General features: G+C 52.3%; 17 protein-coding genes and 1 pseudogene. 11 read left to right on the top strand and 7 right to left on the bottom strand.

Features of this window, described 5'->3' with window-relative positions:
• Positions 1-219: 219 nt before the first annotated feature.
• The 5 genes from AB7C91_RS12920 to AB7C91_RS12900 form a co-directional block, all read right to left on the bottom strand.
• Complete coding sequence (locus tag AB7C91_RS12920; RefSeq protein WP_428592081.1) at positions 220-1,110, bottom strand: N-acetylglucosamine kinase; 891 nt, start codon at positions 1,108-1,110, stop codon at positions 220-222.
• A complete protein-coding gene (gene murQ, locus AB7C91_RS12915; protein WP_332446242.1) occupies positions 1,107-2,015 on the bottom strand; it encodes an N-acetylmuramic acid 6-phosphate etherase in 909 nt (302 codons plus the stop codon). Before murQ ends, AB7C91_RS12920 begins: the two co-directional genes overlap by 4 nt.
• A 12-nt stretch (positions 2,016-2,027) precedes the next feature.
• A complete protein-coding gene (locus AB7C91_RS12910; protein ID WP_332446243.1) occupies positions 2,028-2,882 on the bottom strand; it encodes a carbohydrate ABC transporter permease in 855 nt (284 codons plus the stop codon).
• On the bottom strand, positions 2,879-3,793 hold the full coding sequence (locus tag AB7C91_RS12905) for a sugar ABC transporter permease (RefSeq protein ID WP_332446244.1): 915 nt from the start codon (positions 3,791-3,793) through the stop codon (positions 2,879-2,881). Before AB7C91_RS12905 ends, AB7C91_RS12910 begins: the two co-directional genes overlap by 4 nt.
• Positions 3,794-3,905: 112 nt before the next feature.
• A complete protein-coding gene (locus tag AB7C91_RS12900; RefSeq protein ID WP_428592076.1) occupies positions 3,906-5,180 on the bottom strand; it encodes an ABC transporter substrate-binding protein in 1,275 nt (424 codons plus the stop codon).
• Between the two features lie 160 nt (positions 5,181-5,340).
• On the opposite strand from AB7C91_RS12900, the gene AB7C91_RS12895 reads away from it, so the two are divergent.
• The 3 genes from AB7C91_RS12895 (at position 5,341) to AB7C91_RS12885 (ending at position 7,180) form a co-directional block, all read left to right on the top strand.
• On the top strand, positions 5,341-6,195 hold the full coding sequence (locus tag AB7C91_RS12895; RefSeq protein ID WP_332446246.1) for a MurR/RpiR family transcriptional regulator: 855 nt from the start codon (positions 5,341-5,343) through the stop codon (positions 6,193-6,195).
• A gap of 135 nt (positions 6,196-6,330) precedes the next feature.
• The gene (locus AB7C91_RS12890) at positions 6,331-6,468 is read left to right on the top strand and encodes a hypothetical protein (protein ID WP_332446247.1); all 138 of its coding nucleotides are present in this window, start codon (positions 6,331-6,333) and stop codon (positions 6,466-6,468) included.
• Positions 6,440-7,180 carry a PIG-L family deacetylase gene (locus AB7C91_RS12885; RefSeq protein WP_332446248.1) on the top strand — a complete coding sequence of 247 codons (741 nt, stop codon included), beginning with the start codon at positions 6,440-6,442 and terminating at the stop codon, positions 7,178-7,180. Before AB7C91_RS12890 ends, AB7C91_RS12885 begins: the two co-directional genes overlap by 29 nt.
• Before the next feature lie 4 nt (positions 7,181-7,184).
• Here AB7C91_RS12885 and AB7C91_RS12880 read toward each other — a convergent pair whose 3' ends face one another.
• Positions 7,185-8,105: an AraC family transcriptional regulator gene (locus AB7C91_RS12880; RefSeq protein WP_332446249.1), complete on the bottom strand. Its 921-nt coding sequence runs from the start codon at positions 8,103-8,105 to the stop codon at positions 7,185-7,187.
• 134 nt (positions 8,106-8,239) lie between these two features.
• Between AB7C91_RS12880 and AB7C91_RS12875 the strand changes: the two genes are divergently transcribed.
• The 5 genes from AB7C91_RS12875 to AB7C91_RS12855 all read left to right on the top strand — a co-directional run bounded on the left by AB7C91_RS12875 (position 8,240) and on the right by AB7C91_RS12855 (position 14,535).
• A complete protein-coding gene (locus AB7C91_RS12875; RefSeq protein WP_332446250.1) occupies positions 8,240-9,496 on the top strand; it encodes an ABC transporter substrate-binding protein in 1,257 nt (418 codons plus the stop codon).
• Between the two features lie 64 nt (positions 9,497-9,560).
• The gene (locus tag AB7C91_RS12870; RefSeq protein WP_332446251.1) at positions 9,561-10,469 is read left to right on the top strand and encodes a sugar ABC transporter permease; all 909 of its coding nucleotides are present in this window, start codon (positions 9,561-9,563) and stop codon (positions 10,467-10,469) included.
• A gap of 12 nt (positions 10,470-10,481) precedes the next feature.
• Complete coding sequence (locus AB7C91_RS12865) at positions 10,482-11,342, top strand: carbohydrate ABC transporter permease (protein ID WP_428592069.1); 861 nt, start codon at positions 10,482-10,484, stop codon at positions 11,340-11,342.
• A gap of 55 nt (positions 11,343-11,397) precedes the next feature.
• Positions 11,398-12,489 carry a phosphotransferase enzyme family protein gene (locus tag AB7C91_RS12860; protein ID WP_428592066.1) on the top strand — a complete coding sequence of 364 codons (1,092 nt, stop codon included), beginning with the start codon at positions 11,398-11,400 and terminating at the stop codon, positions 12,487-12,489.
• A gap of 3 nt (positions 12,490-12,492) precedes the next feature.
• Positions 12,493-14,535, top strand: a complete 2,043-nt coding sequence (locus tag AB7C91_RS12855; RefSeq protein ID WP_428592063.1) for a DUF5107 domain-containing protein — start codon at positions 12,493-12,495, stop codon at positions 14,533-14,535.
• A gap of 5 nt (positions 14,536-14,540) precedes the next feature.
• Here AB7C91_RS12855 and AB7C91_RS12850 read toward each other — a convergent pair whose 3' ends face one another.
• Positions 14,541-15,542 carry a GGDEF domain-containing protein gene (locus AB7C91_RS12850; protein WP_428592060.1) on the bottom strand — a complete coding sequence of 334 codons (1,002 nt, stop codon included), beginning with the start codon at positions 15,540-15,542 and terminating at the stop codon, positions 14,541-14,543.
• A gap of 402 nt (positions 15,543-15,944) precedes the next feature.
• Here AB7C91_RS12850 and AB7C91_RS12845 point away from each other — a divergent pair, with 402 nt between their 5' ends.
• The 3 genes and pseudogenes from AB7C91_RS12845 to AB7C91_RS12835 all read left to right on the top strand — a co-directional run.
• Positions 15,945-16,118: a hypothetical protein gene (locus AB7C91_RS12845; RefSeq protein ID WP_428592084.1), complete on the top strand. Its 174-nt coding sequence runs from the start codon at positions 15,945-15,947 to the stop codon at positions 16,116-16,118.
• Positions 16,119-16,138: 20 nt separating this feature from the next.
• Positions 16,139-16,390 (top strand): hypothetical protein, encoded by a 252-nt coding sequence (locus AB7C91_RS12840; protein WP_428592057.1) that lies wholly within the window; start codon positions 16,139-16,141, stop codon positions 16,388-16,390.
• 210 nt (positions 16,391-16,600) lie between these two features.
• Positions 16,601-16,934 (top strand): annotated as a pseudogene (locus AB7C91_RS12835) (hypothetical protein); the annotation flags it as partial.

The following is a 16,934-nucleotide window of genomic DNA, read 5'->3' as shown; positions in this document are numbered from 1 at the left end:
GTTGACCGATCATACGCTCATCATTGATATGCAGCCCCAAGTGAGTGTGCGCTACCGATTCTGATCGCTTGATCAAAGAGTCTTCTGCAATTACTCCATTCCATAGGTTTTGCAAAGCATGTACAGGCGTGGCAGGAATCATTGCATCAGAAGAGGGCAGTCTGTTCTGACACGAGAAAGATCTGATCCGATGATACCTCCATATGTATTGTGGAATCATCACTGCAGAGCCAGCAGACAAGCCCCTTGGAGTGCCGTCCCTCGGGCCTCGATGATGCGAAGCTTTGGAAGCACCTCATGCAACCCTTCGGTGAACAACGGACGTATGATGGGGTCCTTCTCCAGTACTCCCCCTGCCAAAACGAGTTCGTCTGCATGAATTGCAGGATTCTGTACGGAGACCACCAAGGCAACCAACTCCTTGGCGGCACAGACGAGGATATCGTGTGCCAACGGGTCACCTTGTTGTGCATGTTCGGTCACCAAAGGAGCGAGTCTTGCGATGTCGGCCTTGGTGGCCTGGTGGTGGACATAGGCGATGAGGTCTTCCGTCTTGGAGAGGGAACACTGAGCAAGCAGGGAAGTAAGCAGGTCGGTTTTCAGATCCCTGTTCTCCAAAGACCGCAGGGAACGGATGAGCGCCTGATGCGCAATCCAATAGGCCGACCCCTCATCCCCGAGCAGGTAGCCATATCCTCCGCTGCGCTTGATCTGTCCGTCTTTGGATCTGCTGAGGGCGAGGCTTCCCGTTCCGCTGATCAGGGCATACCCCTCCAAACCACCCAGGCCGCCTACCAGCAGGATCTCACCATCGCTGCACAGGTATACGGGGAGTTCGGGGAGCAGGGTGAGCAGCATGTGCCTGAAAGTTTCTTGTTCGGCTTTCCGGCCAAGTCCGGCCGAACCGATGCATCCGCCTTGGAAGGGAGCAAAATGCTCTACTTGCGCAAACAAGGCTTTCAGACTGAGCTCAACCTGTTCCGGCTTGCCTGCATAGAGGTTGGTGGTACCCCCGTAGACGGTGTGTACAATGGTTCCTGTATTGTCGCAGACTGCCAACCGGCTTTGGGTTCCCCCTCCATCGATACCGAAGAAATAGGAGTGTTTCACACCGTTACCCCTTGCTTGTCCAACGCACGGTTGATGCTTCCTTCGCTCTCCTGAAGCAGGCGCTGGGCTTGGGTAGCGTCCACCTTGAGCATATGCATCAAGGAGGCAACCCGGATGTTGGCATTGCTTTGCTGATAGAGTGTCTCGGCTTCCGCCCGACTGCAACCGGTCACTTCGCAGATCAGGCGCTTGGCACGGTCGACCAGCTTGGCATTGAGTGGAAGCATATCGACCATCAGGTTGTTGTACACCTTGCCGATGCGGATCATCGCCGTGGTAGTGATCATATTCAGCACCAGCTTCTGGGCCGTTCCCGATTTCATCCGGGTCGACCCGGTCAAAATCTCCGAACCCACGGCAATGTGGATCTTGTGGTCGGCATGGGCGAACACCGCCGATTGCTCATTGCAACTGATCGCCCCCACCTTGGCACCCAGGCTTTGCGCCCAGGCCATCGCCCCGATCACATAGGGTGCTTGTCCGCTTGCGGTGAGGCCGACCAATACATCCTGTTTGCTGAAGGAGCGGCGTTTGAGTTCTGCGACCCCTGCCTCGGGGTCATCCTCGGCCGATTCGATTGCAGTGGTCAGGGCGGGAAGACCGCCTGCGATGATGCCCTGCACCATGGTGGGGGAAACACCGAAGGTGGGAGGACACTCGGAGGCATCCAACACCCCAAGCCGTCCCGAGGTGCCGGCCCCGATATAGAACAACCGTCCGCCGCATCTGAAGGAGGCAACCACGTCGTCGACGAGGGCGGCGATTTCCTCCAGCCGTTCTCCTACGGCCAACGGGACCTTACGGTCCTCTTGGTTGATGATGGTAAGAATTTCCAAGGTCGACTTTGTATCGATGCGGTAGGATGCCGGGTTGCGTTGCTCGGTGGTAGGGAGTGCTGTGTGCACGGTTGGTGTCTCCTATTTGACCGCACCTGCGGTCATTCCCTTGATGAAATACTTGGACATGAACAGATACAGCACAAGCATGGGCAGAATAGCGATGGAAAGGCCGGTGAACAAGAGGCTCCAGTTCGTACTGTACTGGCCGAAGAAGGTGGAGAGCCCCACCGGTAGGGTCTTGATCTTATCCGATTGCAGAAATACCAAGGGAAAGAAGAAGTCGTTCCAGATGGGGACTGCATTGTAGATGGTCACCAGGGCGATGGCCGGGGCGACCATCGGCATGACGATTCTCCGGTAAATGGCAAAGTCGTTGCAGCCATCGATCTTTGCGGCATACTCCAGTTCCAACGGAATGCCCTTCATGAATCCGGCAAGGATGAAGACGGTGGAAGGCAGGGCCATGGCCAGGAAGATGAAGATGACCGAGAGGGGGTTGTTGATCAAGCCTAGGGTCTTGATCAGGAGGAACAACGGGATGATGGCCGCCTTGAGCGGCAGCATGATGCCGCTGAGAAAGAGCATATAGACGATGGTGTTGAGCCTGTACTGGTAGCGGGCAATCCCGTAGGAAGCCATGGAACCGAAAAGCAGGACCAAGGCCATGGATACGGTGGTGACCAGCAGGCTGTTGGTGAAGTATCGGTAGAATCCTTTGTCGATCCATACGGTCTTGTAGCTGGCAAAGGAAAAGGATGTGGGCAGGGAGAACGGGGTGGTCAGGATCGCCCGGTTGGTCTTGAAGGAGGAAAGGACCATATTGGCAAGCGGGTAGAGGATCAAAAGGACATAGAGGACCATGACGGCGATGGCGATGGTGATGAAGAGTTTCTTGCCCAGCGATGCGCCTCGGTAGCGGAAGTCGGTGATCATAGCTGCACCTCCTTGCTCTTGGTGACGAAGATGGAAAGCAGGGATGCGAGGAAGGTCAGTACATAGATGACCAAGGCAATCGCCGATCCGATCCCTATTTCCGGACTTCCTGCATCGATGGACCCGAAGGCGGTGCGGTAGAACAAGGTGCCGATGGTATCGGTGGCATAGTTGGGTGCTCCGTCGAGGCCGGTCATCGTATAGATCTGCTCGAAGACATTGAGGCTGCCGATGATCGTGAGGACGGTGATGATCGTGATGGAGGGGATGATCAGGGGGAAGATGATCTTCCAGAACAGCTTCCATTCCCCGGTTCCCTCAAGATAGGCGGCTTCCAGGCATTCCTGCGGTACGTTGTCGATGGCCGCCAGAAAGACCAAGGATGGGAATCCTACCCATCTCCAGATGTTCACGGCGATGATCGTCGGGGTCGCCAGATGCTCCAGCCCGAGCCAGGGCCTTTGCAGGGACGCAAGTCCGATCAGCTTGAGGAAGCTGTTGACCAACCCGGTGGGCTTGAGGTACATGCCCCAGAGGAACCCTACGGCGACGATGGAAAACAGGACGGGGATGAAGAACACGCGTTTGAAGAACTGAGCTGCGGGTATGTTCCTGCTAAGCAGGTATCCGAACAACAGTCCGAGGGAATTCTGGATCAGGATGGTACTGAGAAACCAGGTGAGGTTGTTCTGCAGAGCATTGGAAAAGCGCTGCTGATAGGGGAATGTGGTCAAGAGCCGACGGAAGTTCTCCAGACCGATGAAGTCAAGACGGATGAGCTGTTTCCAGGAAAACAGGCTGTTGTACAGGGACATGAACAGGGGCAGCAATATGAAGATGCCGACCACCAGCAGTCCCGGGGTTATGAAGAAGGTGATCCAAAGCAGCTTGCTTTTCTGTGTTCGATGCATGAAAGCTCTCCACGTAGGTCTTGGTGTTTGTTTGCAGCGTTGTTGGTATAGCTGAATCCAAGGGAAACATCATCCTGCAGAGGTTTTCCCCCTGCAGGATGAAAAATGTCGGCTATTTCTGGAACGGTTTGTAGTAGGACGCAATGCCATCCTGCACTTGCTTTGCAGCTTGGGCCGGAGTCAGGGTGCCTGCCATGACGCCCTGAGCGGCTGCCTGCCACAGGGACGAGCCGGTGGGCTGCTGATACCTGAATCCTACAAGGAAGAGGTACGGGGTGGCGTTCTTCTGCAGTTCAAGGACACGGGCGATGAAGGGATCGCTGGTGGCATCGACGCCGGGAACCGAGGTTACCATCTTCAGGTCGGTGACCATTGCCTTGCCGAATTCCTTGGAAGAGAGGAACTTGAGGAACTTGACCGCAGCTTCCTTGTTCTTGGAATGGGCGTTCATGGCGAAGTTCATGTCTGCATAGACCGATACGTATGCGGGATCAGTGGCTTTCAGGCCGGGGACCGCAAAAATGTCGAAGTTCAGGTTCGGGTTCTGAGCCTTGAAGTAGGCCGCTTCATAGGAACCTGCGATCAGATGCGGGGAAAGCTCGTTGAAGAAGTTGGAGCGCATATCCTCATAACTGATTCCCATGTACATGTCAGGCATGTATTTGGCCAGGCCCTTCATCTGTTCGACCATCTTGATGAATGCAGGGTCGAGGAAGTTTTTCTTGCCTGCAATGACATCATTGTAGAACTGGGTTCCGCCATACCAACCGGCTCCCATACCACCGAGCATGGTTTCCAGGCACCAACCGTCCTTGGCTCCGTTGCCCAGGGGAATATAGCCGGCCTGCTTGGCGACATCGAAATTATGCAGCAGCTCGTCCCAGGTCTTGGGAACGGAAAGGCCGAGCTCCTTGTAGATGTCCTTGTTGTAGTACATGAACACGGTCTGGCTGACTGCCGGGCTTCCATAGATTTTGCCGTCGGTCGGGCTGGTGGCTCCGAGCAACGCCGTTGCCGAGTAGTTTTTCAGTTCAGGCATCCAGCTTTCCAGGGGTTCGAGGAATCCTGAGTCTGCAAAGGTGGCAAGTCCACCGTATGCACGGCCTTGGAACACGTCCGGGCCTGCTCCGCCGGAAAGGGCTGCGGCCAGAATGGTATTGTACTCGGTGTTCTTCTGTGCGGTCTGCACCACCTTGATATCGGGGTTGGCTTGTTCAAACAGAGCGATCTGTTTTGCATAGAAGTCAACATCTTCCGGTCTCCAAGTCCAGAATTCCAGGGTGGTCTTTGCACTCTGTGTCGTCTGCTGTTCCTGGACACCTGCGCTGAAGAGCGAACCGGTGACCATGAGAACCAGCAGCAAACCGATGAGCATGTGTTTTCTCATTGTGCTTCTCCTTTTGTGCGGTAAGCAATCAGGTTGCTTCCAGAAAAATTGTCGACCTGCATCGGGGAATTGTCAAGGAAAACAAAAATGAATTTCACTATAACTATTTCATATCTAAAAAATTATTTTAAAATGCTGCATCCTGTGGTATGCTGTTCCCATGAGTGGATGTTTGTATCTCATCAAGCAATTTCTTCCGAATCTTGCCCCCAGTGAACGCAAGGTGGCCGATTACCTGTTGGCAAATCCGATGCTCTCCGTTTCTTTGGGTGTGCAGGAGATCGCACGCCAGACGCAGTCCAGTCCGGCAGCCTGCATCCGGTTTGCCAATCGTCTTGGGTTCAAGGGTTATGCAGAGTTGCGCCTGACCTTGGCCAAGGAGGTGTTCTCCTCGGAGCAGGTCCACCAACAGGAAAGCAGCAAGCAGGTCACCGAACATACCAGTGCCCAGGAGTTGGTTCATTTGGTGGTGGACAGCACCTGTGAAAGCCTCAAGGGTATCGAGGAGGTAATCGACGTGCAGAGCGTCGAGCGTGCGGTGGACGCCATTTTGCATGCCTCCCACATTCTGATCAGTGGGGTGGGGGCTTCGGGCATCGTGGCCGTCGACTTGCAGCAGAAGCTGGCCAGACTTGGACTGCAGGCCGTCTATACGGCGGACAGTGACATGCAAATCGTGGAAGCCTGTGCCCTGAAGCAGGATGCAGTGTTGGTTTCCATCTCCTATTCGGGGGAGACGAACAGCGTGCTCAAGGTCGCCCGAGAGGCGAAGAAGAATGGGAGCAAGATCCTTGCCATCACGCGCATCGGGGGAAATTCGCTCTCCCGACTTGCCGACTGTACCTTGCATGTGGCCAACAGCGAGTCGTTGTTCCGGGAGGGGGCGACGCTTTCGCGCATCGGGCAACTGCTGGTGGTCGATTTCATCTACACGATGATTTTGGCAAGACGGCAGAAGGAGATCGAACCGTTGTTGAAACGGAGCTGGGAAGCTGTGGCGCATGTGACGGGGTAAATTGATCAGTGGCCACACATCCAGAGCTCGTGGTGTTCCGGGCTTTTGTTCACTCTTCTCCGTGAGTTTTCATCATGCTGTGGGCAGCCGCATAATTGGTTTCTGTCCCGGGGCAAAAGCGTAGATTCTTTGGTGATGAAATCGGGTGAAAGGGTTGCAGGACAAGGCGGCGGGTGCGAGGATATCGGTGACATCCGGTTCGAGGGAAACGGATGCATGCGGCCGATGGGCCCGAAGGGAAAGTATGGCAACAAACAATGTCTTGGTGGTTAGTGCCCATGCAGCCGACTACTGCACCCGCAGCGGAGGTACGATTCATTCATTTGTGCAACAAGGCTTTTCTGTGCATATCCTGGTCTTGACGTGCGGGGTTCACGGGGAATCAGGGGGATATTGGCTCTCGCATCCCGAGGGGACGTATGCAGCGTGTTCGGAGGTACGGAAGCGGGAGTCCACCCAAGCCGCCGAAGTTCTGGGAGCCACCATTGAGTTTCTTGACTGGGATGATTATCCGTTGGTCTTCGATGCCGAGCGTGTTCGTTTTCTGACCAAGCGGGTATTGGAGATTCGTCCCGAGGTCATCCTGACCCACTGGACCGTCGATCCAACCAATCCGGACCATGCCAATACGGGGAATGCGGTGGTAATGGCATGCAACAGCGCTTCCCAGCCGGGAGCCCTGCCCAATACGCCGGCACAGTATTATCCGAACATCTACTTCTTTGAGCCGACGGTGCCGATGAGTGAGTTCAATCAGTTTGCCCCTGACTTCTATGTGGATACATCCGCCTCCCAAGCGACGAAGATGGAGGCCATTGCACAGTTTGGGTGTCAGCCTCAACTGGGTGATTTCTATGTGCATTTTGCCAAGCATCGTGCCTTTCAGGCACGCATCTGGACAAAATTACCCATAGAGTATGCTGAAGGTTTCAAGCGCTTCACTCCCTTTGTAGGAAAAAGTCTTCCGATCAGCCAGCGAATGTGAGTATCTACAGCAATTCCAAGTCCTTGTTGACCAAGCTGGTGATGGACTGGGCATATTCCTTGGGGCTTTTGCCTTCCAATGAAGAAAACTGCTTGGAGAAGGCGTGGATGGAACTGTATCCCAACTGGTAGGCGATGGTGGTCATGTTGCCCTTGCCTTCCCGAATGAGCTGCTTTGCCCGCTCGATCCGCAGTCGTGCATACCACTGCATGACGCTGGTGCCCGTTTCATGCTTGAAGAGTTGCTGGGCCAGCGATTTGCTCATGGAGCAATGCGAACAGATGTCGGACAAGCTCAGGGAATCGGCGAGGTGGGCCTGTAGGTAGGCGTTGGCGAATTCGAAGCGGAAACGACGGTCATTGACCTGGGTGGTGTTCAGGATCGTTTGGTCTTTTTCGTTCCGGGAGTTCTGGATGATCAATTCCAGGAGAAAGGCTTCAAAATAGTTCTTGATCAATTGTTCGCTTCCGAACGGGCTGGAGCTGCGTTTTTCCAGTTTCGTGTAATAAGGGTCGGACAAGTCGGTTGCGAAGCACTTCTTTGCCTCATTGAGAATGATGGACATCAAACTTTTTGTCCGTTGGGTGATGCGCAGGACCTTGTTCTCAAAATACTTCATGCTCTCCGACGTGCTGACGAAGGAAATAACCACCAGACAGGGCGAGATGATGCCGTTGCATTCAACGCTATGGAATTCGTTCGGTTTGTGGAATATGATCTGGCCCTGCCGCAGTTGGTGCCGCTCCTTTTCCGTCCCTGCGAACACTACTCCTTTGTCCACATACAGCAATTCCCAGAAGTCGTGCCGTTCTCCTTTGAAAATAAATTTATGAGGATACTCAAAATAGTGGAACGTCACGAAATGGCTTACCGTCAGTTCGATGTGCATGGGAGAGAGGGAGAATCCATCAATCTGGTTCATCATGGCTTCAGTATACCGCTACCTGTGCAAATCGACAAACAATATGTTTTTTTGGATACATTGCCTGAAAAAAACGGGAATATACTCAAGATATGGTAACAAAACCAAAGCTTCATCATCACGAAAAGGAGTGTTCTATGAAAAAGAAGGCATGTACAATTCTGTTGCTCGTACTCGCTGTTCTGGCTTCTCCGTTGTTTGCAGGCGGCGCATCCGAAGCCTCTGCATCGCAGAAGACGGTGACCTATTGGTCGATGTGGAACGAAGCGGAACCTCAGGGTCTTGTGCTGGCACAAGCTGCTGAGGCGTTCAAGAATGAAACCGGTATTACGGTTGATATCGTATTCAATGGTCGTGAGATCAGAAAGACTTTGCAACCCGCGCTTGATGCCGGTGAGAAGATTGATATCTTTGATGAGGACATTTCCCGTGTCAATTCCACTTGGGGCAAGTATCTGCTTCCTTTGGAAGACTATGTGAAGAAGAGTTATCCCACCACTGGGACCAAGAGCTACAGCGACTCCGTCAGCGCTGCACTGATTGACCTTGCCCGCAAGGAAGGCGGCGGGACATTGAAGGTTGCTCCCTACCAGCCGTTTGCATTCGTCGTCATGTACAACAAGGACCTGTTCAACAAGGCCGGGATTACAACCACCCCCAAGACCTGGGCTGAATTTGAGGATGCCTGTGCAAAGTTGGTGAAGGCCGGTATTACCCCGATTACCGTTGATGACGCTTACATGGCTGCGTTCTTCGGGTACAATCTGTCCCGGCTTGCCGGTCTTGAGAAGACGTTGCAGATGGCCAACAACAATGAATTCAAGGATCCTTCCGTGCTTGAGTTCGGTCGCATCTGGTCTGATTTCGCCAAGAAAGGGTATATCAGTAAGAAAGCCGCTTCCAATATCTATCCTGCCGGACAGATTGAGGAAATTGCTGCAGGAAAAGTGGCAATGTATCTGAACGGGACCTGGCTGCCCAACGAGATAAAGGGTAATGCTCCGAATCTGAATTGGGGCGCTTTCGCATGGCCTGCGATGGGACCGAACGGAACCGGTATCGAGGCGAACAACTATGGGGCACAGTGCTTCGGAATCAATGTGAATTCCAAGGTTCCTGATGAAGCGTTCCAGTTCATCGTCTACATGACCACCGGCAAGTGGGACTCCGCATTGGCCAAGGAAAGCCTCGGTGTTCCCATGGGCAAGGATAGTGAATGGCCGAAGCAGACTGCAGAGGCAAAGACCATCATCGACCATACCACGACGTGGATGACCTGGGCGGTGGGAATGGAGAATCTTCCGGACGTCAATGCAAAGATCAAGGAGAATTTCTCCAAACTCATTCTGGGAAGCCTTGACGCCGATGGTTTCTATGCTGCAATGAATAAATAAGAGAATTGCGAGAACGCCCTCCGGCCTCGCGCTTTGGAGGGCGTTCACTTTCAAGGGCACGACTATGAAAAAGAACCGATTGATGATTATCGTCTTCCTGACCCCGGCGCTCATCTGTTATCTGTTGGTGTTCCTGTATCCCTCGATACGAACCACGATCATGAGTTTCTTCGCAGTGGAATCTGTATCCGATCCTGTATCCGCCTGGGTTTTCCATGGGTTTGGCAATTATACCAAGTTGTTTCATACTGCCATCTTCCGGCAGGCGATGCGTAATATTGCCAACATCTGGCTGGTTGGTGGTGCCGGTGTCATGGTGGTGGCTCTTTTCTTTGCCGTTTCCCTTACGAATGGGATGAAAGGTGTGAAGTTTTTCCGGAGCATCATCTATCTTCCCAATGTAGTATCTGCAATAGCTATGGGGACCATGTGGATCAACTATGTGTACAACTCCTCCTACGGGTTTTTGCACAATGTATTGGCCTCGGTGGGACTGCAGAAGCTTTCTGAAACCCTTTGGACGGGACCGGAGTTGTTGTTCTGGTCGATGTTGGTGGCTTACTGTTTCGGTATGGTCGGCTACCATATGTTGATTTTCATGGCAAGCATCGAACAGATCCCGAAGGATTACACCGAGGCCGCCCAAATCGAAGGGGCGAATGCACTTCAGCGCTTCTTCCATATCACCCTACCGTTTCTCCGGGGGTGTTTCAGGACCAATATCGTCATGTGGACGGTCTTCACCGTAGGGTTCTTTGTCTGGGGACAGTTGTTCAGTCCGGTAAACCTTTCCAATGCCACCGTCGCCCCGATGAATTACATGTATGAGATCGTGTTCGGTTCTTCCGCCAGTACGGCAACCGTCCGGGACAGCGGAGCAGGGGCGGCCGTAGGGGTGATCATGATGATCATCGTCATCATGGCGTTTGCCGCAACCAATCTCATTGTCAAGAACGATGACGTGGAACTGTAGGAGGAAAATCGTATGAAAAAGCAGGTATACTCACTGGAACATCACACCCAGGCACGTCTCATTCCCTCCTATATTCTCATCATCGGTTGGGTGGCGTTCACCTTCATCTTGATCGGCTGGGTGATCTTCGCCTCCTTGTCCACCAGCCAGGAAATTTTCAGTGACCATATGTTCCGTTTCCAGAGTGGTTTCCATTTTGAAAACTATGCACGGGCCTGGAAAACGCAGAAAGTATCGCAATATTTCATGAATTCCGTCCTTTACACGGCGGTGTCCTGTACCATGATCATTCTCATTTCCGCTCCTGCGGCCTATGTACTCAGCAGGTTCCGATTCAAAGGCAACATGGTTGTCCAGAATCTTATTGCATCCGCATTGGGCATTCCTGCGATCATGATCGTCATGCCGCTTTTCGGTTTGGTCAGTCGTATGCGCTTGACGAACAACCGCTGGCTACTGATTTTTCTCTACATTGCCATGAATGTACCGTTTACAACCTTTTTCCTGCTTGCGTTCTTCAAGAATTTGAGCACCACCTACGAGGAAGCTGCGTACATCGATGGATGTTCGCCCATGGGCACATTCTGGAGAATCATGTTCCCGCTCGTCCAGCCGGGCATCATCACCGTCACGGTATTCAATTTCATTACGATCTGGAATGAATACTTCATGTCTATGATATTTGCGAACAAGACCCAGGTACGTCCGGTATCGGTCGGCCTGTTCAATATGATCCAGGCAATGCGCTACACCGGGGATTGGGGGGGCATGTTCGCATCAGTGGTCATTGTATTCATGCCTACATTCCTTCTGTATATCTTCCTCTCGGAACGAATCATCCAAGGAGTGACAGCCGGAGCCATCAAAGGGTAAAATCTCTATCTCATCACGAGCATCTCAGTACCGCCAGAAGGCCTAAGAGGAACCTATGCTGCCAGACGAATCACATTTCAGTAAAATCCTTGCACAGTTTCAGATCGAGGGGACCCTGACTTCCCTGAAGATCAATCGGGAGGGGCATATCAATACCACGGTGTTCTCAACCTTTTCCGATCACGGTGTGGTCACCAAATATACGCATCAGAAGATCAATACCTTTGTATTCAAGGACCCTGAGGCCTTGATGGAGAACGTCAGTCTGGTGACCTCCCATATCCGATCCAAGCTGGCTGGCCGGTATGAGGACATAGGGCGGCGGTGCCTTGAGGTCATCAAGACCCGTAGCGGTGCCAATGGGTATATCGATGAGGACGGTAGCTACTGGCGGACTTATCGGTTTATCGATGGGGTGAAAACCTTCAAGACGATCGAGAACGAACGGCAGGCATACCTGCTTGGTGAGGCGGTGGGAAATTTCCAATTGCAGTTGTCCGATTTTGATGGACATCTGCTTTCCGAGACGATTCCGCATTTCCATGATATGCGGATGCGCTATGCGCAGCTGGACCAAGCGGTGCAAACCAATTACCAAGGGAGGCTCAGCCTTGTTGGTCCGGAACTGGAGTTCCTGTATGCGAACAGGGCACGTGGGTTCGTGCTTACCGATGCGCTGTCCGGTGGGGATGTGCCCCTCCGGGTCACCCACAACGACACGAAGATCAACAATGTCCTGTTCAGCGAGGACGGGAATGAGGCGCTGTGCATCATCGACCTCGATACCGTCATGCCGGGGAGCATTCTCTTTGATACCGGCGATATGATTCGTACGGCCACTACCAGTGCAGAGGAGGATGCCACCGATCTTTCGACGGTTCGGTGCAATATGGGACTGCACCGATCATTGCTGGCGGGGTATTTTTCCAAAGCGACGTTTTTGACGCCCACCGAGCGTTCCTTGGTGGTGGAATCGGGAAGAACCATCACCCAGATCATGGCGGTACGATTCCTGACCGATTTTCTGAACGGGGACCGCTATTACCACATTGAACGGGAGCACCAGAATTTGGACCGAACCAGAACACAGATCACCTTGATGCGTGATATGGATGACAAATGGGAGATCCTTCAACAGGGAGTGTGACGTATGACTACGGTTACCAAGGGTGTATTTCTTGCACAAGCTGCACTTCCGACGGGAGAAAATCCGCTGCCGGTGTTCCGGGACCCCAACCATGATGTCCCGGTTCGGGTAAAGGACGGGGTGCCCCTTTCTTGTCAGAAACTGATGGGTTTTGATTGCGGAAAGCGGGTGCTGCCGTACCGGATGCAGGATCGGTACGACCGACATCGAACCCATACCGAAATTCCGGCGATCTTTCTGGAAAATCACCATCTGAAAGCGACCTTCCTTCCTTCATTGGGAGGAAGGCTCATCAGCTTGGTAGACAAGCATTCCAACCGTGAGTTGCTGTATTGCAATACCAGTCTGCAGGTGGGGAACCTTGCCAACCGGGATGCTTGGTTTGCCGGAGGGATCGAATGGAACATTGGCCAGTATGGGCATGCATTCACTACCTGCAGTCCGGTCTTCGCTTCTGAGCAGCAGGATGCAAACGGGCAATCCTTTTTACGGGTATATGAGTTTGAGCGATGCAAGAATCTTTGGTGGCACATCGATTTCCATCTTTCCGAGGACGCTCCCTTGTTGTACGCCCATGTGCAGATCCACAACCTCTCTGATGCAGATACATCATTATACTATTGGACGAATGCCGCAGTAACGGTGGATGAGCAGGTTCGGGTGTTGGCAAGCAACAGGAATGCGGTGTACCTCGACCCATACGCACCGAAGGGAGAGCGACTGTTCGGCTTTGCGCAGATGCCGGATATGGAAATCTATCCGGGACTCGATGCTTCCTATCCAGCGCGGTTTTCTGCGTCCAATGAGTATTTCTTCACCTGCGAGCGAGACCCGCTTCCTTGGGAATGTGCACTCTCGGGGGACGGTTCGGGCTTCTGTGAAGCCTCAACTGCTCCGCTTTCCTATCGGAAGATGTTTTGTTGGGGAAGTCATGTCGGAGGAAAGCGGTGGCAACGGTATCTGGCTCCGGATAGCGATGCAGATTATATTGAACTGCAGAGCGGTTTGGCATGCACCCAGCTCCATGGACAAATCTTGGAAGCCCATAGTTCGGTATGTTGGACCCAGGCGTTTGCCTTGGTGCAGGTTGATCCATCGCAAGCCCATGCTGCAGCGTATGCTGATGCAAGAAAGGCTGCCGGCAAAGCCATTGAATCGCTCATTGACCGCAGATCGTTGGAAGCTCTGCATCAAACGTTTGCCAAGGCGAGCAGCCAGCCTGTGCAGACTCTGCTGCACATCGGCAGTGGATGGGGGTATGTGGAACAGAAGCTTGCCCGGATGGAGCTTCCTTTCGCGTTCCTTTTTAATCGGGAGAGTCTTGGGACTGACCAGCTTGCGTACCTGCAGCTGATAAACGAAGGGTTTCTTCCGGTGATGAATCCTCTTGCGCTTCCGCTTGCTCCCCCGCCGTGCTCTGCTTCCTGGAAAGCCTGCTTCCTTCGGGCCTTGCACAGTCCGGGACTTACCCCTGTGCAACGGGCTACCTTGCAGCATTATCTGGGGATCATCCATCTTGAGGATGAGGAGGTTTCTCTGGCCCAGACCTGTTGGCTGGAAGTGATGGCCGTCTTGCCCAATGCATGGACTGCCCGCAATTTGGCTCAGCTTGAACAGCGGAGAAATCAGGTGGAGGAGTCCTTGCGATGGTACGCAACAGCCTTCCAGCTTCCGGGGTTTCTGGTCGATCCTGCCATGGCCGAGGAATATTGTACGCTCTTGGTATCGATGCAACAGACAGAGAAGGCCCTCGAGGTGTTTGCCGCCTTGGATCCTGCATGGCTCAAGGCAAGTGAGCGATTGATTCTGCTCAGGGCGAAACTGGCTGCCAGGGAGGGGGATGCTCCTTTGATTAAAACGCTGGTGTTCGAGCGCGAACTGGGCCATATCCGCGAGGGAGATACCACCCTTAATGAGCTTTGGCTTGCCTATCAGGTGATCCTGTATACCCAGGAGCATCATACGGAGGCAACCGAGGAAGTCATTGCCCGGGTGAAGCAGCTTCATCCGATTCCGGCACGGTATGATCTGACGATGTTCTCGTAAACCGTTCAGGATTCTCGGCGTTTCCGTTTCTGTTCATATAAGTCATGGTCTGCATTTCCAACCAAGGTGTCGGCTTGCATGCCTTCCTCCCATTGTGCTTGGCCGATGCTTACAGACAGTTCCGTTCCTTCAAGCTGGGTCAATCTGATGGCTTTCACGTGTTCCTGGACGGTCTGTAGTACCGTCTGGGCTTTCAAGGAGTGGCAGGAGGGAAGCAGGATTGCAAATTCATCCCCTCCGTACCGGAAGGCTTTTCCGGTTAGTTCCAGACCTGTTTCCAATGCCTGGGCGATGGCAATCAGGACCATGTCCCCTACCGGATGTCCGTAGGTGTCGTTGATAGGCTTGAATTTGTCCACATCACACATCAGCAGCGTGAAGGAATTCTTCTCCTTGATCAGTTTTGCCAGCAGGTGGGTGAAGGAACGCTTGTTTGCCAACTTTGTCAGGTAATCGACATTTGACTTGGTTTGGATGGCCCGAATGAGGAAGTAGAGCAGGGTGGAGATGATGAGGATGAATGATGCAAAACAGAAACCAAGGATCCACGATATCCTCACATACCGTACATTCAGTGTTTCTGCGGTGTAATCGACGCCGACCCAGCCGACCATGGTATCATCCCTCGTGTCGATGATCGGGGCGTATCCGGTAAGGTAGGTGCCCCAGATGGGGTCTTCTTCCTCACCGCTGGCAAGGCTTTGCCGGGTGGTATAGACTTGGAGTTCACAGGGGTTCATTGGGTCGGTGCTTCCGAACGGAGAGAAAAACTCGCTGTCCACCGGCTCTCCGTCCAATACATAGGCGTTGGTCTGCGCATCAATGTATTTTGCGGTGAAGATGAAGGAGGTGTCGGTACCCTGTTTGATCGTTTCGATCACGGCACGGGTTTTTTGGTAGTACGCTTCCTCCTTGGTTCCCGGGACCAATGAAGTTGCTTCACTGAGGCTTCTGTATTCTTCGATGTCACCGGTCAGGAAGGCTGCGATGGAGAGGGCTATATCCATTGCTTTGTGTTGGGTTTCCTCAATAAGTATCTCTTTTGTTTTCTCGAATACAAAGGCAGCCGGGAGTACAACTGACAATGTTACACAAACAAGCAGAATAAAAAACAATTTGCGCTTCCAGATCATTTCGTGAAGGAGAAACCACATCAGATGCCCCGTATTTGTTGTTGTGGTTTGACATTAGCATATTTTCGAAACCTGTGTATATGCCTTCACCCAAGGATCGATATCCGGTAAGTCAACGTTTCTTGGGCGTACTGAAATTCTTGAATACGTGATTGCAAGGATGTCTGTATCATGAAAAGAAAGATCTTTGCAGAATTGGTGAGATGGAAACATGAGGAAAATGGACGTACAGCTCTTCTGGTCGAAGGAGCCTGACGTGTTGGGAAGAGTTATAGAATTGAAAAATTTGCAAAGGCAGAATACAAGAGTTATGTCCTGATTGATTTCAATCGTTCCAGTAAAGCTAGTATGGATTTGTTTGAACATTACCTGAATGATTTGGAAACGTTGACTATCCTCGATGAGGTGCAGCTTTTCCGAGAGTACGGGCGGCAGTCAAATATCTCGTAGAAGATGGCGGATATGATTACATGGAAACGGGATCGCTGATGAGTATAAAGAAACATGTTCGGGATTTTGTCATTCCTTCGGAAGAACGACACCTTTCCATGTACCTGATGGATTTTGAAGAATTCTTAGGGGCACTTGGTAATGAGACGCTGATGGATCTGATCAGGCGGTGTTTCATCGATACAAAATCAATGGGACAAGCAATGCATCGAAAAAGCCATGGATTAGTTCCGGCAGTATCTTGTCGTTGGGGGTATGCCCCAAGCGGTTGAAGCATAGGTGAAGAACCGTGATTTTGAGGTGGTAGACCGTGTGAAACGGGATATTCCGACACTGTATAGAAGGATATAAAAAGATTCTCTTTCATGCGCTGGAGGTCAATCTGGGAATGTTTGTGGAGAATATTGTGGCGCAAATGCTGGTAGCCAGCGGGCATAAGCTCTTTTTACACGAATGCTTCTCGCGATGATGTATCCTCACGTATGGAGATTGATTCTCTGATTGCAAAGAGCAAGATAAGCAACGGACACAACATTTGTCCAATCGAAGTAAAGTCCAGTAAGAATTATACGCTGAATTCCTTGCATACGTTCAAGGCAAAGTATGCACAGCAGCTCCATACTTCCTATGTACTGCATACGAGTGATCTAAAGATTGAAAATGATATCGTCTATTTACCTATATATATGACTCCATGCTCTCTTGTTGCATTCGTATCGAATGCAGGGAAGCTTCAAACGTTTTTCGATTCAGGATGCAGCAGTGCTGAAGAAGCGCAGCGATCGCACAAGGCGATTCACTGCGCTTCAGGAAGGA

This window comes from Sphaerochaeta sp. (genome assembly GCF_050256055.1).
In the GTDB taxonomy this organism is placed as follows: Bacteria; Spirochaetota; Spirochaetia; order Sphaerochaetales; family Sphaerochaetaceae; genus Sphaerochaeta.
Note: the sequence above shows the minus strand (reverse complement) of the source record. Positions and strands in the feature narration are given on the sequence as shown.